This is a genomic window from Halorubrum sp. CGM4_25_10-8A (assembly GCF_005435025.1).
GTDB classification, from domain to species: Archaea; Halobacteriota; Halobacteria; order Halobacteriales; family Haloferacaceae; genus Halorubrum; species Halorubrum ezzemoulense.
The window spans coordinates 1-24,792 of the sequence record NZ_SGTX01000021.1 but is presented as its reverse complement, the minus strand read 5'-3'; the positions used below and the strand labels follow the sequence as shown (position 1 = coordinate 24,792).

General features: G+C 71.3%; 26 protein-coding genes. 13 read left to right on the top strand and 13 right to left on the bottom strand.

Going from position 1 to position 24,792, the window contains the following annotated elements; translation table 11 throughout:
- Window positions 1–8: 8 nt before the first annotated feature.
- Complete coding sequence (locus EXE52_RS15895) at window positions 9–746, bottom strand: hypothetical protein (RefSeq protein WP_137703867.1); 738 nt, start codon at window positions 744–746, stop codon at window positions 9–11.
- 275 nt (window positions 747–1,021) lie between these two features.
- On the opposite strand from EXE52_RS15895, the gene EXE52_RS15890 reads away from it, so the two are divergent.
- On the top strand, window positions 1,022–2,386 hold the full coding sequence (locus EXE52_RS15890; RefSeq protein WP_137703866.1) for a hypothetical protein: 1,365 nt from the start codon (window positions 1,022–1,024) through the stop codon (window positions 2,384–2,386).
- 31 nt (window positions 2,387–2,417) lie between these two features.
- Here EXE52_RS15890 and EXE52_RS15885 read toward each other — a convergent pair whose 3' ends face one another.
- Window positions 2,418–3,011, bottom strand: a complete 594-nt coding sequence (locus EXE52_RS15885; RefSeq protein WP_049932578.1) for a nitrous oxide reductase accessory protein NosL — start codon at window positions 3,009–3,011, stop codon at window positions 2,418–2,420.
- A 104-nt stretch (window positions 3,012–3,115) separates the two neighbouring features.
- Between EXE52_RS15885 and EXE52_RS15880 the strand changes: the two genes are divergently transcribed.
- The 3 genes from EXE52_RS15880 to EXE52_RS15870 are packed head-to-tail and all read left to right on the top strand — an operon-like array spanning window position 3,116 to window position 6,791.
- On the top strand, window positions 3,116–5,140 hold the full coding sequence (locus tag EXE52_RS15880; RefSeq protein WP_049932577.1) for a NosD domain-containing protein: 2,025 nt from the start codon (window positions 3,116–3,118) through the stop codon (window positions 5,138–5,140).
- A complete protein-coding gene (locus EXE52_RS15875) occupies window positions 5,137–5,931 on the top strand; it encodes an ABC transporter ATP-binding protein (RefSeq protein ID WP_089308783.1) in 795 nt (264 codons plus the stop codon). The genes EXE52_RS15880 and EXE52_RS15875 overlap by 4 nt, the downstream gene beginning before the upstream one ends.
- Window positions 5,928–6,791, top strand: coding sequence for an ABC transporter permease subunit (locus tag EXE52_RS15870; protein WP_089308782.1), 864 nt, complete (start codon window positions 5,928–5,930; stop codon window positions 6,789–6,791). Before EXE52_RS15875 ends, EXE52_RS15870 begins: the two co-directional genes overlap by 4 nt.
- Window positions 6,792–6,833: 42 nt before the next feature.
- On the opposite strand, the gene EXE52_RS15865 is transcribed toward EXE52_RS15870, so the two are convergent.
- Window positions 6,834–7,187 (bottom strand): hypothetical protein, encoded by a 354-nt coding sequence (locus EXE52_RS15865; protein WP_086216664.1) that lies wholly within the window; start codon window positions 7,185–7,187, stop codon window positions 6,834–6,836.
- 112 nt (window positions 7,188–7,299) lie between these two features.
- Between EXE52_RS15865 and EXE52_RS15860 the strand changes: the two genes are divergently transcribed.
- The 4 genes from EXE52_RS15860 to EXE52_RS15845 all read left to right on the top strand — a co-directional run bounded on the left by EXE52_RS15860 (window position 7,300) and on the right by EXE52_RS15845 (window position 10,400).
- Window positions 7,300–7,812, top strand: a complete 513-nt coding sequence (locus tag EXE52_RS15860) for a helix-turn-helix domain-containing protein (RefSeq protein WP_049932571.1) — start codon at window positions 7,300–7,302, stop codon at window positions 7,810–7,812.
- A 107-nt stretch (window positions 7,813–7,919) separates the two neighbouring features.
- On the top strand, window positions 7,920–8,774 hold the full coding sequence (locus EXE52_RS15855; protein WP_089308781.1) for a sulfite exporter TauE/SafE family protein: 855 nt from the start codon (window positions 7,920–7,922) through the stop codon (window positions 8,772–8,774).
- A gap of 117 nt (window positions 8,775–8,891) precedes the next feature.
- Entirely contained in the window at window positions 8,892–9,581 is a 690-nt protein-coding gene (locus tag EXE52_RS15850; RefSeq protein ID WP_089308780.1) for an SCO family protein, read from the top strand.
- Between the two features lie 96 nt (window positions 9,582–9,677).
- Window positions 9,678–10,400 (top strand): DJ-1/PfpI family protein, encoded by a 723-nt coding sequence (locus EXE52_RS15845; RefSeq protein ID WP_096593234.1) that lies wholly within the window; start codon window positions 9,678–9,680, stop codon window positions 10,398–10,400.
- On the opposite strand, the gene EXE52_RS15840 is transcribed toward EXE52_RS15845, so the two are convergent.
- Window positions 10,397–10,855: a universal stress protein gene (locus tag EXE52_RS15840; RefSeq protein ID WP_086220364.1), complete on the bottom strand. Its 459-nt coding sequence runs from the start codon at window positions 10,853–10,855 to the stop codon at window positions 10,397–10,399. The two genes, EXE52_RS15845 and EXE52_RS15840, sit on opposite strands and share 4 nt — an antisense overlap.
- Window positions 10,856–11,050: 195 nt before the next feature.
- Here EXE52_RS15840 and EXE52_RS15835 point away from each other — a divergent pair, with 195 nt between their 5' ends.
- The gene (locus EXE52_RS15835) at window positions 11,051–11,692 is read left to right on the top strand and encodes a ribonuclease HI family protein (protein ID WP_089308778.1); all 642 of its coding nucleotides are present in this window, start codon (window positions 11,051–11,053) and stop codon (window positions 11,690–11,692) included.
- 22 nt (window positions 11,693–11,714) lie between these two features.
- Here the strand turns inward: EXE52_RS15835 and EXE52_RS15830 are convergent, their stop codons facing one another.
- From EXE52_RS15830 to EXE52_RS19210, 3 genes are all read right to left on the bottom strand, one after another.
- Window positions 11,715–12,068: a hypothetical protein gene (locus tag EXE52_RS15830; RefSeq protein ID WP_089308777.1), complete on the bottom strand. Its 354-nt coding sequence runs from the start codon at window positions 12,066–12,068 to the stop codon at window positions 11,715–11,717.
- Window positions 12,069–12,126: 58 nt separating this feature from the next.
- Entirely contained in the window at window positions 12,127–13,179 is a 1,053-nt protein-coding gene (gene trmB, locus EXE52_RS15825) for an HTH-type sugar sensing transcriptional regulator TrmB (protein ID WP_049932559.1), read from the bottom strand.
- A gap of 74 nt (window positions 13,180–13,253) precedes the next feature.
- Window positions 13,254–13,403: a hypothetical protein gene (locus tag EXE52_RS19210; protein ID WP_241988280.1), complete on the bottom strand. Its 150-nt coding sequence runs from the start codon at window positions 13,401–13,403 to the stop codon at window positions 13,254–13,256.
- 303 nt (window positions 13,404–13,706) lie between these two features.
- Between EXE52_RS19210 and EXE52_RS15815 the strand changes: the two genes are divergently transcribed.
- Both EXE52_RS15815 and EXE52_RS15810 read left to right on the top strand, forming a co-directional pair.
- On the top strand, window positions 13,707–14,765 hold the full coding sequence (locus EXE52_RS15815; protein WP_049932556.1) for a mechanosensitive ion channel family protein: 1,059 nt from the start codon (window positions 13,707–13,709) through the stop codon (window positions 14,763–14,765).
- Window positions 14,766–14,809: 44 nt separating this feature from the next.
- The gene (locus EXE52_RS15810; protein ID WP_089308776.1) at window positions 14,810–16,477 is read left to right on the top strand and encodes an MATE family efflux transporter; all 1,668 of its coding nucleotides are present in this window, start codon (window positions 14,810–14,812) and stop codon (window positions 16,475–16,477) included.
- A gap of 15 nt (window positions 16,478–16,492) precedes the next feature.
- On the opposite strand, the gene EXE52_RS15805 is transcribed toward EXE52_RS15810, so the two are convergent.
- The 5 genes from EXE52_RS15805 to EXE52_RS15785 all read right to left on the bottom strand — a co-directional run bounded on the left by EXE52_RS15805 (window position 16,493) and on the right by EXE52_RS15785 (window position 21,574).
- Window positions 16,493–16,720, bottom strand: coding sequence for a hypothetical protein (locus tag EXE52_RS15805; RefSeq protein WP_049932552.1), 228 nt, complete (start codon window positions 16,718–16,720; stop codon window positions 16,493–16,495).
- 65 nt (window positions 16,721–16,785) lie between these two features.
- A complete protein-coding gene (locus EXE52_RS15800) occupies window positions 16,786–17,988 on the bottom strand; it encodes a DUF418 domain-containing protein (RefSeq protein WP_089308775.1) in 1,203 nt (400 codons plus the stop codon).
- 78 nt (window positions 17,989–18,066) lie between these two features.
- Window positions 18,067–19,131 carry a Gfo/Idh/MocA family protein gene (locus EXE52_RS15795; protein ID WP_089308774.1) on the bottom strand — a complete coding sequence of 355 codons (1,065 nt, stop codon included), beginning with the start codon at window positions 19,129–19,131 and terminating at the stop codon, window positions 18,067–18,069.
- A 103-nt stretch (window positions 19,132–19,234) separates the two neighbouring features.
- Window positions 19,235–19,747 (bottom strand): hypothetical protein, encoded by a 513-nt coding sequence (locus EXE52_RS15790; RefSeq protein WP_089308773.1) that lies wholly within the window; start codon window positions 19,745–19,747, stop codon window positions 19,235–19,237.
- A gap of 72 nt (window positions 19,748–19,819) precedes the next feature.
- Window positions 19,820–21,574: a thiamine pyrophosphate-binding protein gene (locus tag EXE52_RS15785; RefSeq protein ID WP_089308772.1), complete on the bottom strand. Its 1,755-nt coding sequence runs from the start codon at window positions 21,572–21,574 to the stop codon at window positions 19,820–19,822.
- A gap of 206 nt (window positions 21,575–21,780) precedes the next feature.
- Between EXE52_RS15785 and EXE52_RS15780 the strand changes: the two genes are divergently transcribed.
- Both EXE52_RS15780 and EXE52_RS15775 read left to right on the top strand, forming a co-directional pair.
- Entirely contained in the window at window positions 21,781–22,065 is a 285-nt protein-coding gene (locus EXE52_RS15780) for a hypothetical protein (protein ID WP_049932543.1), read from the top strand.
- Window positions 22,065–22,619: an adenylate kinase gene (locus EXE52_RS15775; protein WP_049932541.1), complete on the top strand. Its 555-nt coding sequence runs from the start codon at window positions 22,065–22,067 to the stop codon at window positions 22,617–22,619. The genes EXE52_RS15780 and EXE52_RS15775 overlap by 1 nt, the downstream gene beginning before the upstream one ends.
- 51 nt (window positions 22,620–22,670) lie before the next feature.
- Here EXE52_RS15775 and EXE52_RS15770 read toward each other — a convergent pair whose 3' ends face one another.
- Window positions 22,671–24,569: a DEAD/DEAH box helicase gene (locus tag EXE52_RS15770; protein WP_049932539.1), complete on the bottom strand. Its 1,899-nt coding sequence runs from the start codon at window positions 24,567–24,569 to the stop codon at window positions 22,671–22,673.
- Window positions 24,570–24,792 lie beyond the last annotated feature (223 nt).

The window sequence follows — 24,792 nt, the reverse complement described above, 5'->3', positions numbered from 1 at the left end:
GGGTCGAATTAGCTGCTGCCGCTGATCCTGATCAGCAGGTCCTCTGTCTCCCTGCTCGCCTCTCCGGCCTGAACATCGCCACTGAGCGTCACGTTACCGGAACCGGTGAAGCTCGGACTGTTGCTTACGTTATTTCCGTTGACGTTCGTGAGCAGTCCCTCGTCGACGTCCCCTTTCGCGAACGTGACATCAACGTCACCGTTTCTCACGACGCCGAAGAGCTCGCTTTCACTGAGGTTCGAGTTCGGTGGCAGTTTGCGATCTTCCGGTCCGAAGACGATAGTCACGTCGTTGGCGACGAGACTGACGTAACTCCGGTCAATGCTATCGTTATCGTACGTGTCATCGAGCGCCGGGTACAGCGATCGGCCGTCGAACTCCGTTCCCTCTGTGTCTTTCACCGTGACGAAATCCGACGCCGTGTTCACGAGAACGTCAGCAGAACCGTCGTTCCCGATAATCTGGCTCGAGATATCGTCTTCAACGTCTTGGATCGACTCATCGTTCTCGTCGCCATCGATATCGGTAGAACCATCTGGGGCCGTGGCGTCATCGTCGGCATTCACACTTCCGGGTGAATTGTTCAGATGGATGATCCCGTCAGCCCGGAACTCGGCACCGAGAACATTAACCTCCACCTCGCGCTGCGCCTCGACCGTGGTGAACGCTCCTGACCCGAACGCCGCACCGGTTCCGACGCCGATCATCCCGATGGCCCCCAACACGCTTCTGCGATTCAGCTTCATTGTTACGTCCATCCATTGGCTAGGTACCCACTTACTATTAGGCCGCGTTAGCCGGGTTCAGGCGGTCATTGAAGCCGGTGGACGGCTCTAACGCCCCCGGTTAGCCGAGTCAATGCGACGCTGAAGCGGCTAACGCAGTTCACTACTAACACCCTCGGTGACCTATCCACGAGCGTGAGCGAACGGGCCGCGCCGACGAGAGCGACGACGCCGAGTAGCCTCGGCCCTGTCGTCGCGCGGCGAGGCTCGACCCGGACGGCGAACTCGGTGGGAACATGAACCGCGCCCTCGTCGTGCTCGCGGTGCTCGTCGTCCTGCTCGGCGGCGGCGTCGCGACCACCGGCTCGTTTACCGACGGCGACGAGGTCGCGACCGACTCGGGCGTCTACCTGTCGCCCGCCGACAGCGAGAACGCCGACAGGTACGTCGCGTACGATGGCGCCGGAGAGCTGCGTCTCCGCTTCGGATCGGTCCCGCCGGACGCGCGGACGAGCGTCGACGACCTGTTTCTCGTCGGGTTCGCCGGCTACGAGGGCGACGACTCCGCCACGACGGTCGAGATCGACGCCGACGCCGAGGGCGTGACGCTGTACCGGATGGACACCGGCGAGCGAGTCACCGGCGGCGAGATAACGCTTGAGCCGGAGGCGTCCGTCACGCTCGGCGCGACCGTCCCGCCGACGGTCGGGAGCTACACGGAGAGCGTCCGCTTCACCGTCGACGTCCCCGAAGACGACACCGGATCCGATCCGGGTGACGGCACCGGCGGTGGCACCGGCGGACCGAGCGATAGCGGTGACGACGGCGGCGGACCAGCCGATAGCGGTAACGGCGACGGCGGACCAGCCGATAGCGGTAACGGCGACGGCGGACCAGCCGATAGCGGTAACGGCGACGGCGGACCAGCCGATAGCGGTAACGGCGACGGCGGACCAGACGATAGCGGTAACGGCGACGGCGGACCAACCGATAGCGGTGACGGCGACGGCACTGGCGGCAACGACGGTGGGACCGGGAGTGGCAGCGGTGGCGACAGCGCCGGAGACGGTGACAGTGGGACCGGGAGTGACGGCGGCGACGACGGCACTGGCGACGACGGCACCGGCGACGACGGCACTAGTGGTAGTGGCAGCGGGACCGACGGTGGCGACAGCGGAACGGGCGGTGACGCCGACAGCGGTGCGGACGGAGCCGACGCCGGGTCCGACGGGGCAGACGGCGACTCCGACGCCGGGGACGGGACTGACGACGGCGAGGCGGACGGTACCGCCAACGATGTCTCCGACTCGGCAGAGGGCGATCCGACGGCCGAGCCGGCCGGTGGTCAGTTCGAGCTGTTACCCGTCGAGTGGTCCCTGTTCGCGGGCTTCCTCGCCGGGCTCTCGAACTACCTCGTCCAGACCCGAATCAAGGACGTGGTACCGGCGTTGAAGACCGAACGGTCGGAGCGCAGGGCACGCCTCCGGAGCATCCTCGTCCGCGAGGCGGTGATCACGCTGGCCGTGATAGCGCTCACCGTGCTGGTAGCGAGCGTGCTCTCCAGCGCCGGCGTCACCGGCACGCCGCAACTCGTCGCGACGTTGGCCTTCTCGGCCGTCGTCGGCGGCGTGTCCGGCGTCAGAGGGTTCCCGAGGATCTGAGCTCACCCTCCGGATGAACCGGTATCCGACCCTACAGCGCCTCAAGCGTCGCGCGGTCCACCTCGGTGGCGGGCATCGCCTCGCCGCCGTACTCCGCGACGAAGTCCTCCACGTCGTCCTCGTCGGTGAACGGGACCAAGTCCGGCCCCATCGCGCCGATCACCTCGCTGCGCGCGACGACCGTGAGGGTCGTCTCGCGGGCGAACGCCTCGCTTTCGACGTGCGAGGAAAACATCGTGTCGCCGCCCTCCTCGAACACCTCCTGGTCGACCGCCGAGTAGTCGGTGAGGAAGGTCGCGACCGGCGTCCGTCCCGCGTCCGCCGCGTCGAACCGGTAGGTGTACGTACAGGTGCCGCTACAGAACTGCGCCGGGCGCCCGCCCTCCGGCTCGTCGTCCTCGAAGTGGACCTGCCCGACCGTTCCGGGGTGGTCCGCGACGATCATCCCGCACTGGTCGCAGGCCTGGTCGTCGTCGATCGAGACGGGGGACACGGACTCTGACCCTCCGCCGGCACAGCCGGCGACCGCGGCGGCGCCGCCGGCGGCGAGTCCAGCGAGCAGGCGTCGCCGCGGGATGTTCTCGCGTCGGTCGGGTGCGCTCGTCGGCTGGTTGTCGCTCGTCATAGGTGTATTTGGAATACCGGGCTATTAGCCCCTCTGGACGCGTTCAACGGTTCGTTCGAGGAACGAACCAGACGTTCTAAGGCGCTGCCGATCGAAGCGGACGCGTGGCAGTTTTCGACCCCGCTACCGCCCGGTCGCGTCGCCTCCGGCTCGCGCTCCTCGGGCTCGTCGCGCTCGCCGCGGTCGCGACCGCGGGCGCGTTCGCCGCGGACCCGAGCGAGTCGGTACCCGAGCCGGTGCGGTTCGACGACGCGGTCGAGCTGGGGCTCTCCTCGGAGACGGACGCGCTGATGGCCGGCGACGCGACGCTCCCGCGCGTCCAGGTGTTCTACTCGCAGCTCCAGTACGTCGTCGGGTACAACGGGATCGCCTCGTTCGTCGACTCGCGCCGCGATGGGCGGACGGAGCGCCAGTTCGGCTATCCGCTCGTCGCGTACGTCGAGACGTTCGACCATCGGGACCCGGGCACGACCGAGTCGGGGCTGTTCGCCGCGGGCGGCGCGGGCGGCTGGACGCCCGTCGGAGAAGCGCGGTACGTGGTCGACAGCGACGCGCGGACGCCGGCCGGGCCGGTCGTCGTCCCATTCGCGAGCCGCGACGCCGCGGCGGCGTTCGCCGACGAACACGGCGGCTCCGTCGTCGGCTGGGCGGCGGTCCGAAGTCGGTCGTTCGACGTCGACTCCGCGGCGACCGTGCGGGCGCTCGCCCCGGACCGCTGGCGGACGGCGAACGACCGGATCGCCGCGGCGGAGCGGCGCGCGGACCGCCCGGCCTCCGTCGTCGTCGGCGAGGACGCCCCCACGATCGGCGCCGCGGTCGCGGCCGCGCCGCCGAACACGACGGTCCGCGTCCCGCCCGGGACCTACGAGGAGACCGTGACGGTGAACCGGTCCGTGACGATCGCCGGCGCGGGCAGCGGCACCGGCCCCGGAGCGACCCGCGTCGTCGGCGACGGGAACGGGTCCGTGATCACCGTTCACGCGCGCGACGTGGCGGTCACGGGGCTGCGGATCGCGGGCACGGGGAACCGCACCCGCGACCCGGAGGCGGCCCGCGCGTCCCGCGAGAGCGAGGGCGGGACGTGGGACACGAACATCCAGCTTGGCTACGGCTACGGCGACGCCGGGATCAAGGCGGTCGGCGCGCCCGGGCTCGTCGTCGACGATGTCGCCGTCGACACGGAGGCGAGCGGGATCCTGTTGCGCGACGGGTCGCACGCGACCGCGAGCGGACTCCTCGTCGAGGGGACCGACGAGTGGCAGGACGGGTTCATGGGCGTCGCCGGGATGAAGTCGCGCGTCACCGTCACCAACAGCCGGTTCGAGGGCGGACGCGACGGGATCTACCTCCACCGCGCCGACGGCTCGATCGTGCGGAACTCGACGTTCGTCGACAACCGGTACGGGACGCACCTCATGTACACCGGCGACGCGCTGGTCGCGGACAACGCCTTCCGGAACGAGCTGTTCGCCGGAGTCACCGTGATGACGCGGCCGGCCGGCAACGCGATCGTCGGCAACGACGTCCGCAACTCCAGCGCGGGGATCCAGGCGTCCGGCACGCGGACGTACGTCGGGTACAACACGCTGGTCGGGAACGAGCTCGGCTTCTCGACGAGCGCCCGGGGGTCGCTGTACGAACACAACGTCGTCGTCGACAACGAGCTCGGCGCGCGAGCGACGACCGTGGTCCCCTCCAGCCGGGTCGTCGCGAACGACTTCGTCGGCAACGGCGACCACGCCACGGCCGGGGCCGGGGCGCTCCGCGTGTGGGCCGACGGCGACCGCGGGAACTACTGGGACGGCGCGAGCGTCGGCCCGCACGCTCCCGGGAGCCGGGCGTATCGTCCGACTTCGCCCGTGGACGCCGCGCTTCACCGCCACGTGAGCGCGGCCGCGGTGCGCGAGTCGCCCGCGGCGCGGCTGCTCGACGCCCTCCGGGGGACCGTCCCCGGCGCCCGCTCGGGGAGCATCATCGACCCCGCGCCGGCGGCCGCGCCGTACCACCCCGAGCGGGTCGACGCGGTCACCGGTGCGGGCGCCGACGCCGACGGACCGGTCCGAGCGGACTGGCGGGCCGCCGGCGAGCCCGCCGGAAACGCCACGGCGACCGCGGAGGGGTCGGCGTGAGCGAGCCGACGCTCGCGGCCGTCGACGGCGTCACCCGAACCTACGGCGGCGTCCCGGTCCTCGATGGCGTCTCGCTGTCGGTCGAGGCCGGCGTCACCGCCGTCGTCGGCCCCAACGGGTCCGGCAAGTCGACGCTCCTCGGGATCCTCTCGGGCGCCGTCGAGCCCACCGCGGGGAGCGTCCGGTACCCCGAGGGCGGCCCGCGCGCCGGGTCCGAGAAGCACGTCGGGTACCTGCCGCAGCGGGTGCCGTTCCGCGACGGGTTCACCGCCCGGGAGACGCTCGGGTTCTACGCGGCGCTGGCGGGCGGCGACCCGGACGCGGCGCTGGCCGGCGTCGGGCTGTCCGACGCGGCCGGAAAGCGGGTGGGAGCCCTCTCGGGCGGGATGCGGCGACTGCTCGGGATCGCGCAGGCGACGCTCGGCGACCCGGACGTGGTCGTCCTCGACGAGCCGACGAGCGGGCTCGACCCGGAGATGCGGGAGCGGGCCTTCCGGGCGGCGGCCCGCGCGGGCGACGACGCCGCCGTCGTCGTCAGCTCGCACGACCTCGACCTCGTCGACGCGCACGCGGACGCCGTCGTCGTCCTCCGTCGCGGTCGGGTCGCCGCGGCGGGGGCGCGCGACCGGCTCCTCGACGACCACGGGGTCGACGGCGTCGCCGAGCTGTACCGCGCGGTCGCGGGCGGCGCCGAGTCGCCGGCCTCGCCCGCCGAAAGCGAGTCAGCGGACGACGGAGAGGGGGGTCGGGACGACGGCGAGGTCCACGTCACGGGGGTGTCAGAGCGATGAACCGGCGACTTGGCGGGGTCTGGGTCGTCTTCCGCCGTGAACTGGCCACGGTGCGGCGGACGCCCGGGTACGCCGTCCTCGCGGTCGGCCTCCTCGTCGTCCTCGGCGGGCTCGTCGCGGTCGGCGGCGGCGGCGCGACCGGGTTCGTGCCCGCGGTCGTCGACCTCCTCTTACCGACCGAGGTGTTGGTGCCGCTGCTGGCGGTCGTGCTCGGCTACCGCGCGCTGTTCGCCGACGCGGCGAGCGGGGAGCTCGGCGTGATCCGGACGTACCCGGTGAGCGCGGCCGGGTACGTCGTCGGCGTGCTGCTCGCGCGGACGGCCGCGCTCGTCGTCCTCGTCGGCGGGCCGTTCGCGCTCGTCGGCGCGTACGTGTGGCTCACCGCCGCGCCGGACACGGGGATCTTCGCGACGCACTCGGGCGTCGACTCACCGGTGCTGTTCCTCCGCTTCCTCGCGCTCGTCGTCCCGTTCGGCGCGGCGTACCTCTCGCTGTCGGCTGCGGTGTCGACGATCGCGACGACCCGGCGGAGCGCGTTCGCGCTCGGCCTCCTCGCGCTGCTCGCCGGCGTCCTCGGCGGCGACCTCGCGGTGCTCCGGTCGCTGTCGGCCGGGGCGTCGCCGAGCGGGATCGCCGGCTCGCTCGCCCTCTCGCCGAACGGGGCGTTCAGGGGACTCGTCTTCGAGCACGTCATCGGCGTCTCCTTCGCGCCGGAGGGCGGGTTCGTCGACACCGGGCGGGCGGTGGCCTCGCTCGTCGGGTGGACCGTCGTCGGGGGCGTCGCGGCCGTCGCCGCCATCGCGCTCGGTCCCCGCGTCGGTGTCGCGGTCGAGCACCTCCGCGCGCGGCTCGACCGATGAGCCGGTCGGTCGAATCGACTTGAAGCAAGCCGGCCGGTCGACTCACTTCGAGGCCGCGTCGTCGCCGATCGCCCCGGGCGCGTGGGCGTACACCGCGTAGAGGACGAGCGCGGCGATCAGGAAGTCGAGGCTGTGCGCGAGGAGGTGGTGGACCGGCATCGGCACGACCCCGAGGACGGTCCCGACGCCCACCACCGAGCGGGCCAAGAGCGCGCCGACGGCGAGGGAGATCAGTCGGTACTGCGCTCGGCGGCGGCGGCGGTACGCGGCGAGGCTGACGGCGAAGAGGAGGCTCGTCCCGAGTCCGGCGGCGACCACGACCGCCAGGATCGGGAGCGATCCCTCCACGGACCAGCCGGCGAGCGCCGGCACCTCCCCCGGGATCGACTGCGTCACGGGTCGCCCTTGGGAGGGGACGGATAAGAAGACGTTCCCGTTCGCCGTTCCCAGACGGGGGGACCGCACGAGCGCCTTTTATCCCAGAGGCGGGTAGAACGGACAGTCAGGAATGTCGGACACCAGAGCCCGGATCCGACGCCACGTCCGCGACACGCCCGGCGTCCACTTCAACCGGATCGGTCGCGACCTCGAGATCGCGACCGGGCAGGCGCAGTACCACCTCCGCCGGCTCGTCCGCGACGGCGAGCTCGCGGTCGAGCGGATCGGCGGGCGGGCACACTACTTCGACCCGACGGTCGACCCGTGGGACCGACGGACCCTCGCGTTCCTCCGGCGGGAGACGGCCCGCGAGATCGTCGTCTGCCTCCACGCCGCGGGACCGACGCGGCCGTCGGCGCTCGCGGACGACCTCGACCTCGCGCGGAGCACGGTGTCGTGGCACGTCTCGACGCTCGCCGACCACGGGATCGTCGAGAAGTCCCCCGACCGGCCGATGACAGTCTCGCTCGCCCGGCCGGACCGCACGGCCGCGCTCCTCGACGAGGTGTCGCCGTCGCTCCCCGACCGCATCGTCGACCGCTTCGTCCGCACCGTCGACTCGCTCTTCGACGCCGACGGGTGACGCCGCCGACCGGGTGGCGGCTCCCCCCGGACCGACGCCGCGCGCGAACCGCTCTCGTTCGCCGATCGCACCAGATCGGTTAGCGGTCTCCGGCACCTCCGTCCGATATGGACCTCTCCAGCCTCGGCGCGCTCCGAGCGCTCGTCGCCACCGGCGGCGGCGCGACGTGCGAGCCGACCGGCTCCCTGTACGCGACCGACTCGCTCGGCCTCGGCGTCTTCCTCCTCATCGGGCTGCTCGGCGGAGCCCACTGCCTCGGCATGTGCGGTCCGCTCGTCGGCACCTACGCCGACCGGATGCGGTCCGCGGAGGCCGGCGGACGCGACGGGCGGGACGACCTCACCGTGCGGCAGGTCCGGCAGCACGCGCTGTTCAACCTCGGACGGACCGCGAGCTACGCGACGCTCGGCGGTCTCTTCGGCCTCGCCGGGAGCCTCGCGTTCGTCACGGGGCGGACGGTCACGACCCTCGCAGACGACGTCCACGCGCTCACCGGAATCGCGGTCGGCGGGGTGATCGTCGCCCTCGGCGCGCGCTACGCGCTCCGGCTGGAGTTCGAGTCGCTCCCGATACCGGGGTTCGACCGGGCGGCCGCGGCGGTGAGCGACCGGATCGTCGCCCGCGTCGACGCGTGGGTCGGCGACTGGCGCATCCTCGGGCTGGGGGCGGCACACGGATTCCTGCCGTGCCCGCTGCTGTACCCGGCGTTCCTGTACGCGTTCGTTCAGGGGAGCGCGCTCGGCGGCGCCGTCTCGCTGGGCGTCCTCGGCCTCGGGACGGTTCCGGCGCTCCTGTTGTTCGGGACGGCCTTCCAGTCGATGCGCCTCGAGACCCGGCTCCGGTTCCACCGCGTCCTCGGCGTCGCGTTCGTCGCGCTCGGCTACCTCCCGCTCCAGCACGGGCTCGCGACGCTCGGCGTCCCGCTGCCGCATCCGCCGATCCCGTACTACACGCCGTTTTGAGGGATCGACAGCGCCCCGGGAGCCCGCGCACCCAATATCCCAATTCCCACCCGCCGCGGCCGCCCGTTCGTCGATCGCACCAGACGCGTTATGCGCCGCTCGGCCCTTCACACGGGTATGAATCGCCGCACGCTGCTCGCCGGGGCCGGAACGGTCGCGTCCGGCTCCCTCGCGGGCTGTACGTCGCGTCTGTTCGGCGGGACGCCGGACGGCGTCGTGCTCGACCCGCAGGAAGACCAGATCGCGGACAGCGAGGACCTCGCGTACCCCGCGTACGGCCAGCCGCTGCCGTCGTTCGAGCTGTCGGCCCCGCTCGCGGAGAAGACGTTCGACAGCGACGCGCTCGACCGGACCGCGCTCGTGACGGGCGTGTTCACCTTCTGCCCCGCGGAGTGTTCGATCCTGCTCCGACAGTGGGCTCGGATTCAGGGCCGCGTCGCGGACGCGGGGCTGACGGAGGACGTGTACTTCCTCCCGATCACGTTCGATCCCGAACGCGACGACGCGGCCGCGCTCCGCGAGAACGCCGCGTCGGTCGGCGCCGACCTCGACGCGGGCAACTGGCTGTACCTCCGGCCCGAGACGCCGGCCCGCGCGAAGACGGTGGTCGAGGACCGACTGGGGATCGCCTTCGAGCGGACGACCGAGAGCGAGCGCCTCCCCGGGTACGACTTCACGCACATGGTGGTGACGTTCCTCGTCAACCCCGACGGGATCGTTGAGCGCGCCTACCGCGGCGAGCGGGTCGACCGGGACTGCGTCGTCGCGGACATCGAGCGGGTTGCGTCGGCGTTCGCCGACGAGTGACGCGGCGACCGGGGCTGACGGCTCGGCGCTGCGGGTCACCGGGAGTCGCCCGATCGGAGGGGAACGCACAAGCCCGCGCCGCTCGTTCGGCCCGGCATGAACGTCGATATTCTGGTGTACGACGGGTTCGACGAACTGGACGGTATCGGCCCGTACGAGGTGTTCGACTACGCGCTCGGCTACGCCGCCGAGGAGGACGACGGGACGACAGGGGACGACGGGGCAATAGGGGACGACGGGACGACAGGGGACGACGGGGCGTCAGGAGACGACGGCGGCCGCGTCCGATACGTGTCGCTCGACGAGCGCGAGACGGTGACCGCGAGCCACGGGACCCGCGTCGGCGTGGACGGAACGCTCCCCGGCCCGGGAGGAGAGGACGCCCCGGACCTGCTGGTCGTGCCCGGGGGCGGGTGGAACGCGCGCAACCAGGAGGCGAGCGCGTGGGCCGAGGCGCAGAAGGGAGACGTGCCGCGCGCGCTCGCCGCGCACCACGCGGCGGACACCCGGATCGCCTCGGTGTGTACCGGGTCGATGCTGCTCGCAGAGGCGGGCGTCACCGACGGCCGCCGGGCCGTCACGCACGCCTCCGCCGTCGAGGAGCTCCGGGAGTCGGGAGCGGAGGTCGTCGACGCGCGGGTCGTCGACGACGGCGACGTGCTCAGCGCGGGCGGGGTCACCTCCGGGATCGATCTGGCGCTGTACGTCGTCGAGCGCGAGTTCGGCGAGTCGGTCGCCGACCGGGCGGCGACCGTCATCGAGTACGAGCGGCGGTACGAGGTCGCGACGCGGGACGGGTCGCGGCGCGGGGAGAACTAGTCGTCCGGGAGCGGCGCGGCGTCGTCGTCGGCGTCGTTCGTCGTGGTCTCTCCGTCCGCGTCCACGGTGATCACGGTACAGTCGAGTTGGCTGCGGAGGAACGAGTCGATGTCGGGGTCGGAGAGCAACTTCTGGACCATCCGGCGCCACCGCCCCGCCTGTTTCGACCCGATGACGACCACGTCGGCCCCCTCGGCGACGATCTCTTCGAGGATCGTCTCCTCGACGAGGAAGCCCCGACGGACGACGTACCGCGCCCGGTCGATCCGGCCGATCCGCTCCTCGACGGCGCGCTTGAGGTCGCTGCGCGAGACGCCCCCCGAGCGCTGGTATAAGTCGACGTGGAGGACCGTGAGGTCGGCGTCGCGCTCCGCGGCGACGCGGGCCGCCTCGCGGAGCGTCGCCGCCGAGTGCGACGAGGGAGGGAATCGAACCGGGACGACGACGAGCGTCATGTCGGGTCGGAGGGGTTGGGGGCGTAAATACGCTGTCGGTGTGGCCCTCGCTCTCGGTCGGTCGCGGTCGTCACTCTCACTCAGTCCTGACCGCCGATCGGCGGCGGCTCGGCTCACCGCGCTCACCGCCAGCGCATTTTTCCCTGCGCTCTCGAATGAACCGTTGTGGACCGCAGTTCGGCCGCGTGAGACATCATGGACCGACTTCCCACGGACCGGCTCTCGCCGCTGGCGAGCCGCGTCGACGACGTCCTCGCCCTGTACGGCTACGAGATACGACCGGCGATCGACGCCATCGACGACGCGGTGACCGGGTACGGCGGGCTGTTCGGCCCGACGACGACCGACGCCGAGATCCGGACCGCGGTCGAGTCGGTCCTCGCCGCCGACCCGCCGCGATCGGGCGACGACCGCGGCGAGTCCGCCGATGACATTGTTCTCTACGTCGACGGGAGCTCGCGCGGAAACCCCGGACCGGCCGGCGCGGGGGCCGTGCTGCTGGTTGGCGATGACCCCCTCGTTCGGCTGGGCCGACCCGTCGGGGCTCGCGCCGAGAACAACACCGCGGAGTACGCGGCGCTCCACCTCGGACTGGAGGCGCTGGCCGCGCGCTGCGACCCTGCGGCCGTCGAGGTCCGGATCGACTCGCGGACCGTCATCGACGACATCTGGGGCAGCGGTGACGGGATCGCGTCGGCCGCACCGTACCGGTCGGCCATCCGGGACCGCATCGCCGCGCTACCCGCCTGCGAGTGGACGCATCTGGCCGACAGCGACCCGAACCCGGCCGACGCCCGCGCGGCGGTCGGAGCCGATATCGCGGCGCTCGGTCCGTAGCGGAGGGGAAGCGGCTGCGGTGTTACGACCGGCCCCCGTCGTCTCGCGGCGAGACGGCTTCGACCGCTCCCGTTGGCGGGTCGAGCCGGACGGTGTGGCGCGTGTGGCGCGCGTGCGTCTCCGCCCAGCGCCGCGCCGGACGCTCCGCGAGGAAGCGCTCCCCGTCCGGGCAGCGGTCGCACCGGGCGACCCACGGGGTCACGCCGTCCGGGTAGTGGCCGGTGTGGCGCTCGTGGTCGAGCGCGAACTGCTCGATCGCGTGGCTCCCGGGGTCGAGGTCGTCGACCTCGCGGTCGAGCACCCACTCCCGGTCGCACCGCTCGCACGCGACGGTCGGTGCGTCTCGCTCGTCGTCGGGACGCGCGTCGTCGGTCACGGGTCCGCTTCGGTCCGCCCGCACTTGAACGGCGACGCCGGGACGACCCGAGCGCACCTCACAGCGCCGGCGGCTCGCCGCGGCCGATCACGATCTCCTGGCCCTCCACGTCCTCCAAGGCGGCGACGCGGCCGCCGATCTCGACGCGGCCGTTCTCGGTCTCGACGACCAGTGACGCCACCTCCTCCGTGTCGACGAACGCGACGTCGACGACTTTCCCGCGGACAGTGACCTCCTCGCCGGTCTCGATGTCGCGGCCCTCGACGGTCGCGTAGAATTCCTCGTCGCCGAACTCGCGGACGTCCTTCACGGCCCGACGGATGGAGGCGTAGCGGCGCGGGAAGGGCCGGTCCTCGCCGTCGGCGGCGAGCGATTCCGCGGTCGTCCACAGGACGGTGCCGAAGAAGCCGGAGACGAGGAAGCCGAGCGCGGAGCGGTTGAAGATGACACCGTAGCGCTCGCGGTCGTCGCGCAGCGCGTCCTGCGTTGCGTACACGGAGTACTCGCCGTCGCCGACCGCGAGGACCGGCGTGGTAATCCCGCGGCGCGCGCGGGCGATCGTCGCGACCTCCAAGTAGTCGAACTCCGTCGGGTCGGGCGCGTTCGACGCCGGCGTGACGAGCAGTTCGACGGTGACGCCCTCGGCGACCTTCGCGGCGAGTTCGTCCCGGAACCGCCGCAGGAGGCCGGGGGTGAGCGACAGCGCGAGCTCGTACTCCGCGTTCGCGATCACCTCTTCGAGGTACCGGAGGATCGTCGAGCGCGACTTGACAAGCGACACCGCCTCCGTCTCCCGCGTCGGCGCGGTGTACCGCGCCTCCAGCTCGTCGACCATCTCCGTGAACGACGACCGCAGATCGCCGAAGGCGTCCTCGGGGTCGACGGCGACGATCTTCATCGGCCGCGACTCGCGGAGCTCGACGAGCCCGCGGTCCGAGAGGCTCCGGACCGTGTCATACACCCGCGGCTGCGGGATCTCGGTCCGGTCGGCGATGTCGCTCGCCGTCAGTTCGCCGTGTTCCAACACCGCGAGGTACGCGTCAATCTCGTACTCGCCGAGGTTGAATCGGTCCCCCACGCGGTCGAGCGTGTCCCGGAGATCGTCAGTCATGTACCGAAGAACGGGACCGGGGATTATAGCTTTTTACTATGAGACGAGTTGTACGCGTTTTCAGAGCCCGGTCCTCACGGTCGGGACAGATGGGGGCCACATGTCCATGCGGTCGTGGTCCCCTCCGGCTCCCGCTCCTCGATCCGCTCGGCGACGAGGACGGTGCCGTCGCGGTCCGAGTCGGTGTACAGCCGGAGCGGGTGGCGCGGCGTCCCCTTTCGCAAACGACGTGATCGACGGGGCGCCGTCGATCCGGACGCGCCCCGTCTCCTCGAGATCGAGGTCGTCGACCAAGTAGTGGACGGCGGTCAGGCCGGCGAACGGGGGGAAGCCGGCGAGCAGCGCGTCTCCCGGCTTGGTGTCGTGTTCGACGCCGAACCTCGTTGGGTCCGCAGGCGGTTGGCCCATACCGCCCGTTCGCTCAGCGGAGTCACAGTGGTTGCCCCGTCTCTCGTTCGAAGCGGCTCGTTCGCCGCCGGTCGTGCGCGTGGAGAAACGCTTTTTCCGATGGCCGACAGCGGGTTCCCATGGTCTTCCCGGGGGGAACGCCGATCGCGGGGGCCGTCTCGCGGCTCGCCGATATCGGCTCTCGGCTCGCGGACCTGCCGGGAACGGGCGTGTTGACCGTCCTCGCGTCACTGGCGGTCGGCGTCGTCCTCGCGAACTTCCTCGTCCGGCTGATCGGTCGCCCCGTCGCCCGCCGCGTGTCGCGACAGAGCGTCGCGCAGACGATCGTCCGCGGGGTCCGGGTCGGCACGATCGCCGCCTCGGTGCTGGTCGGCCTAGGCGCCGTCGGCTTCCGGTTCGCGGACCTCCTCCTCGGGACCGCAGTGTTCTCGGCCGTCATCGGTATCGTCCTCGCGCCGCTCGTCGGGAACTTCATCAACGGCGTGTTCATCCTCGCGGACCAGCCGTTCGAGATCGGCGACATGATCGAGTTAGAGGACGGGACGACCGGGTTCGTCGAGGACATCACGATCCGCTACACGAAGATATTCACACTGGATAACACCTTCCTCGTCGTGCCGAACGGGACGATGCGCGAGCGCGACGTGACGAACTTCTCGGCCGAGGACGAGCGGACCCGGCGCTCGATCGACGTGCTCGTCACCTACGAGAGCGACATCCCCGAGGCCCGGCGGCTCATCGAGCGCGCGGCGCGCGACTCCGAGGCCGTCGTCGACGGCGGCCCCGACATCCGGATCGGCGTGGCGCGGTACATGGCGGGCCCCGACTGCCGCCTCCACGAGTTCGCCGACGACGGGGTCCTCCTCCGGCTGCGGTACTGGGTGAAGAAGCCGTACAAGCTCGCGAAGGTCCAGTCGGACGTGAACACCGAGATCCGCGAGCGCCTCGCCGACGCGGACGTCGAGATGGCGTACCCGCACCGCCACCTCGTCTTCGACGACACCTCCGGCGTCGCCCGCGTCGACGCCGCCACCGAGACGTCCGGTGCCGACGGAGTACACGGCGCCGCCGATCCGACCCCGGGCGACGGAGCAGGCGCCACGGAGACGACCGAGGGCGGGCCCTCGGACGCGGACAATCCCGCCGGATCCATAGACGGTAGCGACGGGCGCCGGTGACCGGATCGGAAGCCTGATAGAGCGCGCCCGGCTTTTCAACCGCAGTGAGCGACGAGCCCGCTGCCGACCCCTCCGACCCGTCGGATTCCTCTGAGCCGCCGGACCCCTCCGGTGGACCGAGCGGCGATACCATGGGCGGCGACGACGGCCGCGACGGGGACGACGACCCCGAAGCTGCGTCCGACGCCCCCGAGCCCGCGCCCGACGACCCAGTCGGCGAGGAGTCGATCACCGAGGGGAGCCTCCTCCGACCGCTGTTCCGCCTGGCGTGGCCGATCGTCGTCATCCAGCTGCTCCAGGTGACGTACAACATCGTCGACACCCTGTACCTCGGCCGGCTCTCGGCGGAGGCCGTCGGCGCGATCAGCCTCGCGTTCCCGCTGATCTTCCTCCTGATCGCGGTCGCCGGCGGGTTCACGACGGCGGGCGCGATCCTCGTCGCGCAGTACACCGGCGCCGACGGCGAGGGCTCCGCCGGGCTCGTGGCGGGACAGACGATCTTCACCGTCTCCGTGCTGTCCGTGCTCATCGGGATCGGGGGCTACTTCTACACGCGCCCGGCCCTCGAGATCCTGCCGAGCGACGCGGAGACCGCGGCGACCGTGATCCCGCTCGCGGCAGACTACATGGAGGTGATCTTCGCCGGGATCCCCCTGATGTTCGGGTTCTTCGTCTTCTCGGCGCTGATGCGCGGCTACGGCGACACGCGGACGCCGATGGCCGTCATGTTCATTTCCGTCCTCCTGAACGTCCTCTTGGACCCGTTCTTCATCTTCGGGTTCGAGGGGAACCCGCTGTTCGAGTGGCTCGCCGCGGTTCCCGGCCTCGCGGCGCTCGACCCGGTCGCGCTGGAGGCGACGCTGCTCTCGGCGACGGGGGTCACCGGGATCGGCATCCAGGGCGCCGCGCTCGCGACGATCCTCTCGCGGGGCGTCGCGACCGCCATCGGCCTCTGGATACTGTTCGGCACCGGGTACGGCCCCGACGTGACGCTCGGGCACCTCGCGCCCGACCTCGATTTTATCCGGGACATCTTCCGGCTCGGGCTCCCCTCCAGCGTCGAGCAGACGACGAGCGCGCTCGCGATGATCACGCTCACCGCGATGATCGTCACGTTCTCGCCGCCGGTCGTCGCCGCATACGGGCTCGGCAACCGGCTCATCTCGCTCGTCTTCCTGCCCGCGATGGGGCTCGGCCGCGCTATCGACACGATGGTCGGGCAGAACCTCGGCGCGAACCGCGCCGACCGCGCCGGCAGGGCCGTGAAGTTCGCGGCCACGACCGGCGCGGGCGTGATGTTCCTCGTCGCGGTCGTCGCCGTGACGTTCACCGAACCGATCGTCGGCGCGTTCCTCGGCGACGTGCCGGACGCGCCCGCGACGATCGGCTACGCGGTGGAGTACGTCCGGATCCGGTCGGTCGAGTTCGCCTTCATCGGCGTCTCGCAGGTGATCTTAGGCGCGTTCCGCGGCGCGGGCAACACGAAGACCGCGATGGTCATCTCGATCCTCACCCTCTGGGTGGGCCGGGTCGCGAGCGTCGGGTACCTCGTGTTCGTCGCCGGGTGGGGCGAGACCGGAGTCTGGGTCGGTATGGCACTCGGAAACGTCCTCGGCGCCGTCATCGGCGTCGCGTGGTTCTCGCGCGGCACGTGGACCGAGCGGTACATCGACGAGCCCGAGCCCGGCGTCGACCCGGTGGGAGACGACTGACGAGCCCCCGGTCGCTCAGTGTCGGAAGAGGTACACCGCGTCGTCGGAACGCAGTAGGCAGAACCGCGCGCCGTCGTTCTCGGGGAACGTCGTCCCGGACTGTCGCGTGACGAAGAGCCGCGAAAAGGCGTCGTCGCACACCGGGCACGCCATCCCTTCCCTGTTCTCCCAGAGGCTCGTTCGGCCCGAGTCGCGGAGCTGTTTCAGTTCGTGACGGTGGTCGTGAACGTCGAACTCGCTCATGTGCGGGAGTCCGACCGGGGACTGTTGAACGTGTCCTCGCGAGTCTCAGTTCGGAGAACGCGGGGTCAGTCTTTCAGCCGCAACGGCTGTGCCTCCCCGTAGGTGAGCGTCCGCCACACCCACTCGACGGGACCGAACCGGAAGTACCGGAGCCAGATCACGGACAGCGGGACTTGGACCGCCCAGATCGCGACGACGATCCCCATTGCCTCGACGCGGCTGACGGAGCCGAACAGCCCGAGACCGTGACCGTAGAACACCGTCGTCGCGATCACCGTCTGGAGCAGGTAGTTGGTGAACGCGGTGCGGCCGACCGCGGCGAGCGCGCGGGCCACGAGCCCCTCACCGCGCCACCGGACGAACAGCGTGACGAGGCCGACGTACCCGCCAGCGACGAGCAGACTCCCGACGTAGTTGAACTGCCGCCAGTACAGCGCGGCGCCGGCACTCCAGTCGTTCGCCTCGATATACGCGACGCCGGCGACGACGATTCCGACGCCGACGACGCCGCCCGCGACGAGCCGGCGGTAGAACGCGGTCGAGCGCTCGCCGGTCAACACGCCGCGCCTGTACAGTGCCATGCCGAGCAGCATGACGCCGCCCACGCGCCAGAAGCTCGACCCGATGAACCCGGACGTCTGTCGCTGGAACGACGAGGAGACGCGGTGGCTCATCTGGTCGAGCCAGCCGCCGCGGTAGGCGGCCACCTGGTCTCGGACCGCGGCCTCCGCGGGCAGCCACTGGCCGGCGATCGCCTCGCCGCCGATCGAGGTCGCGGCGAACAGCTCGATCGCGGGGACGAAGAGCAGGAATATCCCGGCGAGCCCGCCGAGCCGACGCGCGTCGAGGTCGCGGACGAAGAGGAGGAACAGCCCGAGCAGCCCGTACGTGACGAGGATGTCCCCGTACCACAGCAGGTACGCGTGAAGGAGGCCGATCGCGATCAGCACCGCGGTCCGGCGGAGGTGGAGGCGGACGGCGTCTTGGCCCTTCTCCTCTTTGCTCTCGATGAACAGCAGGACGCCGGCGCCGAACAGCGCCGAGAAGACGGTGATGAACTTCGACTGCGCGAACACGTGGCCGACGAACCAGGTCCAGTAGTTGAGCCCGGTGAAGTCGCCGTACACGGTGGGGTTGAGCAGGGTCTGCTCCGGCATCGAGAAGACGCGGATGTTGATGACGAGGATGCCGAGCAGCGCGAAGCCGCGGAGCGCGTCGAGGCTGGTGATCCGTTCGGAGGGCGGCGTGGGGCCGGGATCGCTGGTCACGAGTTGTCCGCGGTGACGGTCCCCAGCACCGAATAGGTTCCCATCGCGGCTCCCGGGTCGGCCTGCTCGGTCGGCGGCTCAGTCCAGCCGCACCGCCGCGCCGGTCTCCGCGGAGCGGTAGATCGCGTCGATGACGCGCTGGACGCGTAACCCCTCCTCGACGGTGTTTATCGACGGCGCCTCGCCGTCGGCGGCCGCTTCGAGGAACGTCGCCTGCTCGGCGGCGTGCGCGTCGCCGTCGCGCGTCTCCACGCTCGCGTCCGTGAGGTGGTGGCCGCCGCCGACGCCCGCCTCGTGGACCGTGAGGTCGCCGCTGCCGCGGTCGAGCGTCGCGCCCGCCTCGGTGCCCCGGACGACGAACTCGTCGGTCGCCGGCCGGTTCGTCGCCCACGCGACCTCCAGCGAGACGGTGCTCCCGCCGGCGCCGCGGATGAACGCGGACGCGGAGTCGTCGACGTCGAACCCCTCCGGCCCCGCGTCGTCGCCCCACATGTGGACGTACGCGTAGTCGTCGCGACCGCCGAACTCCGAGCGCGTGTCCCCGGACACCTCGACGACCTCGGGGTGATCGAGGAAGTAGAGCGCCAAGTCGATCGCGTGGACGCCGATATCGATGAGCGCGCCGCCGCCGGCGACGTCCGCCGACGTGAACCACGAGCCCCGGCCGGGGACGCCGCGCCGCCGGACGTAGTTCGCCTCGACGTGGGTGGTCTCGCCGAACCTCCCCTCGTCTTGGTAGTGTTTGATCACCTGAACCGGCTCCGCGAACCGGTTGTTGAACCCGACCATACAGAACCCGTCGGCGTCGCTGGCGGCGTCGGCGATCCGCTCGGCGCTGTCGAGCGTGTGCGCCAGCGGCTTCTCCAAGAGCACGTCGAGGTCGGCCGAAAGCGCCGAGGTCGCGTACGCTTCGTGGAAGCGGTTCGGGGTGGTGACCAGCACGGCGTCGCAGTCCTCGTAGAGGTCCGTCTCGTCCTCGTAGGCGGGGACGCCGAACTCCTCGTGGAACCGTGCCCGCGCGTCGGCATCGACGTCCATCCCGCCGACGAGGTTCGCGCCGCGCTCGGTCAGCTTCGTCGCGTGGTGGGACCCGATGCCGCCGAGGCCGACGATGCCGACGGCGACGTCGTTCGGATGCGTCATGGGCGGGCTTCACCACGGGTGTTGTTAAGGCTCCCGTCCCGCGGGACGCGCCGGAACCCGACCGCGCGTGTGGACGGCCGTCACGACCCCGCTGGCGGTCGGCTCACGCGATCGGGACGCCGACGGCGACGGCGATCGCGCCGTCGACCGCTACCGCCGCGGCGTCGGCTACTACCGTCACGCCGTCGATCGCGCCGGGCGCCATCGAGTCGACGAAGTCGAAGAGGTCGCCGAGCGAGCCGGCGTTCTCGGCGAGGCTCTCGCGCGCGTCGAGGAGCCCCCGGAACCGCTCCGGTTCGCGGGCGATCACGAACCGGCCGACCCCGGCGCCGGTGCCGAGGAAGGCGAGGAGGGCGAGCGCCCGCGAGATGGTGAGCAGTTTCAACAAGACCGGGAGCGCCAGCGCGAGCGCCAGCGCGGCGACGACGCCCGTGACGACCTCGCCGAACGACCCGCCGTCGGCGAGGTCGATGACGCCCGCGCCGGAGAGGATGACGAACCCCCCGACGCCGAGGGCCAACGTCCCCCACATGAACGCCGCCAGCAGGCGGACGGGACCGTCGTACCCACTCCCGGCGTCGTCCGGGACATCGTCGTGAACCCACGGGTTGCGCATACGGGAAATTCAGACCCGACGAGTATATAGATCGCTTCAGATCTCGGAAACGCTCGGCGTGAAACGGACCGGTTAGGACCGGGGGTGCGGGCCGGTCATCCACTCGCTCGCCTGCGGTTCGTCCGGATCGGTGACGACCTCGACGAGGGCCGGGCCGTCGCGGTCGCGGGCGCGCTCGACGGCGTCGCCGACCGCGCCGCGCGCATGGACGCGCTCCGCGGGCAGGCCCATCCCCGACGCGACCGCGACGAGGTCGAGGCCGGTCTCCGCCCACCCGTAGCTCTGGTCCGGGAAGTCGTACGACCGCGACGCCTCCTCGCTGATGATCGCGTAGTCGTCGTTGTTGAGCGCGACGACGGTGACGTCGATCCCCTCGCTCGCCAGCGTGTGGAGCTCGTGGACGCACATCATGAGCCCGCCGTCGCCGGTGAGCGCGACCACGTCGCGGTCCGGGTTCGCCAGCTTGGCGCCGAGCGCCGACGGGAGCCCGGTACCCATCGTCGCCCACGAACCGGGGTTGACGTACGACCGCGGCCCCGCAGCGGGGAACGAGACGAGCGTCCATAGCCGGAACCCGCCCGCGTCGGCGGCGACGACCGCGTCCGCCGGGACCGCGTCGCGAACCGCCGAGAGGGCCTCGACGGAGCGGAGCGGGCGCTCCTCGCGGTCGTCGGCCGTCGACTTCCCCGAACCGTCGGCGCTCTGCTCGGACAACGCCGCGAAGCGCTCGCGGTCGGCCGCGCGGACCGACTCGGCGCGCTCGGCGCTGTCGGCGCCGCGGGGCGCCACCCCCTCGTCGTCGAGGCGGTCGGTGAGCGCCCGGAGGAAGCGGTCCGCGTCAGCGACGACGCCGAGGTCCGCTTCGTAGCCGAACCCGACGTCGTCCCCGTCGAGCGTGACGTGGATCAGCGTCTCGGGAATCGCGACGGACCACGAGGCGGTCGCGACCGCGTCGAGGTCTGAGCCGACGACGAGGCCGACGTCGGCGTCCGCGAGGAGTCCCCGGAGCTCCGCGCTGGCCCCGCCGCAGAGCACGCCCGCCGACAGCTGGTGCGTCTCGGGGAGCGTCCCCTTCCCCTTGTACGTCGTCACGACCGGCGCGCCGAGCCCCTCGGCGACCGACCGGAGGGCGTCGCTCGCGTCCGCGCGCCTGACACCGCCGCCGGCGAGCACGACGGGCGCTGTGGCATCGCCGAGCAGGTCTGCGGCCTCGCGCACCGCCGCCGCGGGCGGTGCCGGCGGCGGTGACGGCTCGCGCTCGCCGACCGCGGGCTGCGGGGTCCGACCGGCGAGGAAGTCCTTCGGGATCCCCACGCGGACCGGTCCCTGCGGGTGTTCGCGGGCGGTCCGGATCGCCTCGACGACGGCGGGGACCGCGCCCGCGGGCGAGTCGACAAGGACGTTCTCCTTGACGACGGTGTCGTACGTCTCCGGCGGCGTCTCGTGGATGCCGTCGCCGCCGCGGACCGACCGTTCCGTCTCGACGGCGAGGTGGAGCAGGGGGACGCAGTCGTTCAGGGCGTTCTTCAGCCCGTTCATCGCGTTCGTGTCGCCCGGGCCGGGGACGACGCAGGTGGCTGCCATCGCGCCGGGCTCGCTCGTCTCGGCGTACCCCCACGCTTGGTGCGGGACGGCGGTCTCGTGGCGGGCGACGACGAACCGCGCGTCGCGATCGGCGAGCGCCCGGTTCAGCGGGAGGGTCTGCTTGCCGGGGATCCCGAAGACGGTGTCGACGCCGCGGTCGAGCATCGCGTCGACGACCGCCTCGGCGACGGTCGGTGGGTCGTCGTGCCTATCGGCGGCGGGCGAGGGCTCGTCAGCGTCCATGTCGCGAAGTCGGCGGAGCGTATGTTGAAAGCTTCGTCCGCCGCCGGGCCCGCGAGCGAGCGCGGGACGCGACGCGGCGGGGAGGGGAACGCATCGGAGGGGCGGCGACACTCCGCGTCACAACGGAACGAGGGGGTAACCCGCGACTTCGGTCGCGGGGCACTGACATGTACACTTATGCTAGCGTGTGCTGTCATGTGTCATGTATGCGCTTACCAGAGACTCGTGACCTGTTCGCGAGGAAACTACAGTTTCCGGCGCCCCGAAGCGAGGTGCTGGAGACGGTCGGTGACACGGAGTTGTCGCCGCCCGACGGAGAGTCCACGACGATCCGGGCGGTCATCGACCGGTCGGAGGTCGAGACGTTCGACTCGGCCGACGACCTCTACGACACGCTGATGATGCTCGTCGGCGCGCAGTTCATCGGCCGCCGGTACTACGACGACCGCGGCGGGATGCCGGGCGACGAGGAGAACGAGGTGAGCTTCTGATGTCAGTCACGATCGTGTCGGGAGTCAACGGCGTCGGCCTTTCCAGCGTCTGTCAGGCGGTCAGGCGCGGACTCGGAGATGGGTACAAGCTGATCAACTTCGGCGACGTGATGCTCGAACAGGCGGCGGCGATGGGGCTCGCGACCGAGCGGGCCAAGCTCGGCACGCTCTCACAGCCCGAGACGCGGCGGCTCCAGCGCCGCGCAGGCGAGTTCGTCGCCGAGGAAGCGGAGACGACGAACGTGATCCTCTCGACGCACCTCGCGGTCGAGACGCTGACCGGCTACGTCCAAGGGCTTCCAGTCGAAGTGCTCGAAGACGTCTCGCCTGACGCGTTCGTCCTCGTGGAGGCGGAACCGGCGACGATCCTCGAACGCAGGCGGGCGAGCGACCGCGACCTCGACGGGGTCACCGAACGCCAGATCGACTTCGAGCAGGACCTCAACCGGTCCGCGGCGCTCCAGTACGCGCGCGACCAGAACGCGCCCGTCCGGTTCGTCGAGAACGAGGGGGAGATCGAGGGGGCGGCCGAGCGCTTAGCTGACGCGCTCTGAGCGAGCGGCGCGATTCGGCACGCGTCCGGTCCGGCGGCGTCGGGCCGCGGACTACTCCGCGACGTTCGTCTCGCGGACGCGGACGCCCTTCCGCCCGAGGTGCCGCATCTGTCGCTGGGCGAACTCCTCCTCGCTCGACCCGCGCGTCGCGAGGACGTAGACCAACGCGGAGCCGGTCGGCCGCATCGTCCGTCCCGCCCGCTGTGAGCCCTGTCGTCGAGAGCCGCCGAGCCCGCTCGCGACGACGGCGAGTTCGGCGTTCGGGAGGTCGATCCCCTCGTCGCCCACCCGCGAGACGACGAGGACGTCGAGGTCGTCGTCGGCCGCCCCGCCGCCCGAACCCTCCGCTTCGCCGTCCGCCCGGAACCGGCGGAACAGCTCCGCGCGCTCGTGGTGCGGCGTCTCGCCGCTGATGAAGGGGACGCCGAGCGCGTCGGCGATCGCGGCGCCCTGGTCGAGGTACTCGACGAAGACGAGCGTCTTCTTGTCGCGGTGGGCCGCGAGCAGGTACCGGATCTCCTCGACCTTCGCAGGGTTCTCGGCCGCGAGCCGTCTGCGGTCCCGGCCGTCCGCGGCGGCGTACTCGTTGCGCGCCGTCTCGTCGCGCCACGGGACGTAGCGGATCTCGACCTCGGGCTCCTGAACGAAGCCGGCCTCGAACAGCGCGTCCCAGTCCGCCCCGATGGGCTGGCCGATGAGGGTGTAGATCTCTTCCTCGCTGCCAGTCTCGCTGACGGGCGTCGCCGAGAGTCCGAGCCGGTGTTTGCTCTGGAGCTCGGCGGTCCGCGAGTACACCGGGGCGGTGACGTGATGGCATTCGTCGAAGCAGATCAGCCCCCATTCGCGGGAGTCGAAGAGGCTCCGGTGGCGGTCCATCCCGGCGATCTGGTAGGTCGCGATCGTGACGGGGCGGATCTCCTTGGTCCCCCCGTGGTAGAGTCCGATGTCAGCGGGGTCGACCGTGGAGTGCTCCAGCAGCTCCTCGCGCCACTGGTCGGCGAGCTCGCGTGAGGGGACCAAAATCAGCGTTTCGCCGCCGACCGCGGCGATCGTCGCGATCCCGGCGACGGTCTTGCCGGAGCCCGGCGGCCCGACGTACACGCCGGACTTGCGGTCGAGGAACGTCTCGACCCACGTCTCCTGGTAATCGCGGAGGTCGGTCGCGAGGTCGATCTCGACCGGGTCGCCGGTCTCGAGGTCGCGGTCGTCCTCGACCGGGTAGCCGGCGTCGTAGAGCGTGCGCTTGACCGCGGCGACCGCCGCCTCGTTCACCCACGCCTCGGTGTCCGAGATTGGCGCGCGGAGGTGGTCGTCGTCGAGGTGCTGGTCGGCGACGTTCCCCATCAGGTTCTCGGAGGCGGCCTCGAGGACGACGTACCCGTCCGCGTGGGTGTACAGCCGGAAGCGGTGCGCCCGACGCCACTGGTCGCGCACCCACGCTTCGAGGTGTTCGTACCGCCGCGGCAGCACCGACCGGAGCGCGCCCACGAGCGCGTCGGCGTCGTCGAACGGTGCTGCCCACACGTCCTCCTGGCGGATCCGATAGAGATACCCGCGGGTTCCGGGCTCGGTGCCGGTGGTGTCGACGAGGTTCGCGAACTGCGAGAGCCGCGCGCGGGTGTACTGCGTGGGGCGGTCGACGACGATCTCGCGGCGCTTCGGGAAGGTCACGACGCGCTCGCGGCTCGCCAACGCGCCCCAGTCGCGGGGGTAGAATACGACGGGGTCGGCCTCGACGTCGAGTCGGTCCACGTCGCCGCGGTCGACGAGCGCAGCGAGCGCGTCGCGCGCTGCCGCCTGCGACGTTCCGAGCCGGCGGGCGACCTCGCTCGCCGTTGCGACCGGTCGCTCCTCGGCCTCGAGCGCCTCGTGGAAGCGATCTAAGGAGAGGTCTTCAGCGTCGTCCTCGCTGGAATCGTCGCCGGCGTCGTCGCCGGTGTCGTCGGTCATCACCGCCGCTTCGGTCGCGACGCGGAAATGGATAGCGTCAGCGGACGAGACGGAACGGAGGTCTTACACATGTCGTACGGGGTTGCTCTCTGAGGAGCGACCGACAACATCTCCAAAGCCCCAGTCGTGCGGCCGCAGTACGCTTCGTTGCGCTCCTCGCTCGCGTCGCCCGCCGCGGTGCTAACGTCGCCTACTGCGGCCGCACGACTGCCCCTTCGAGTCC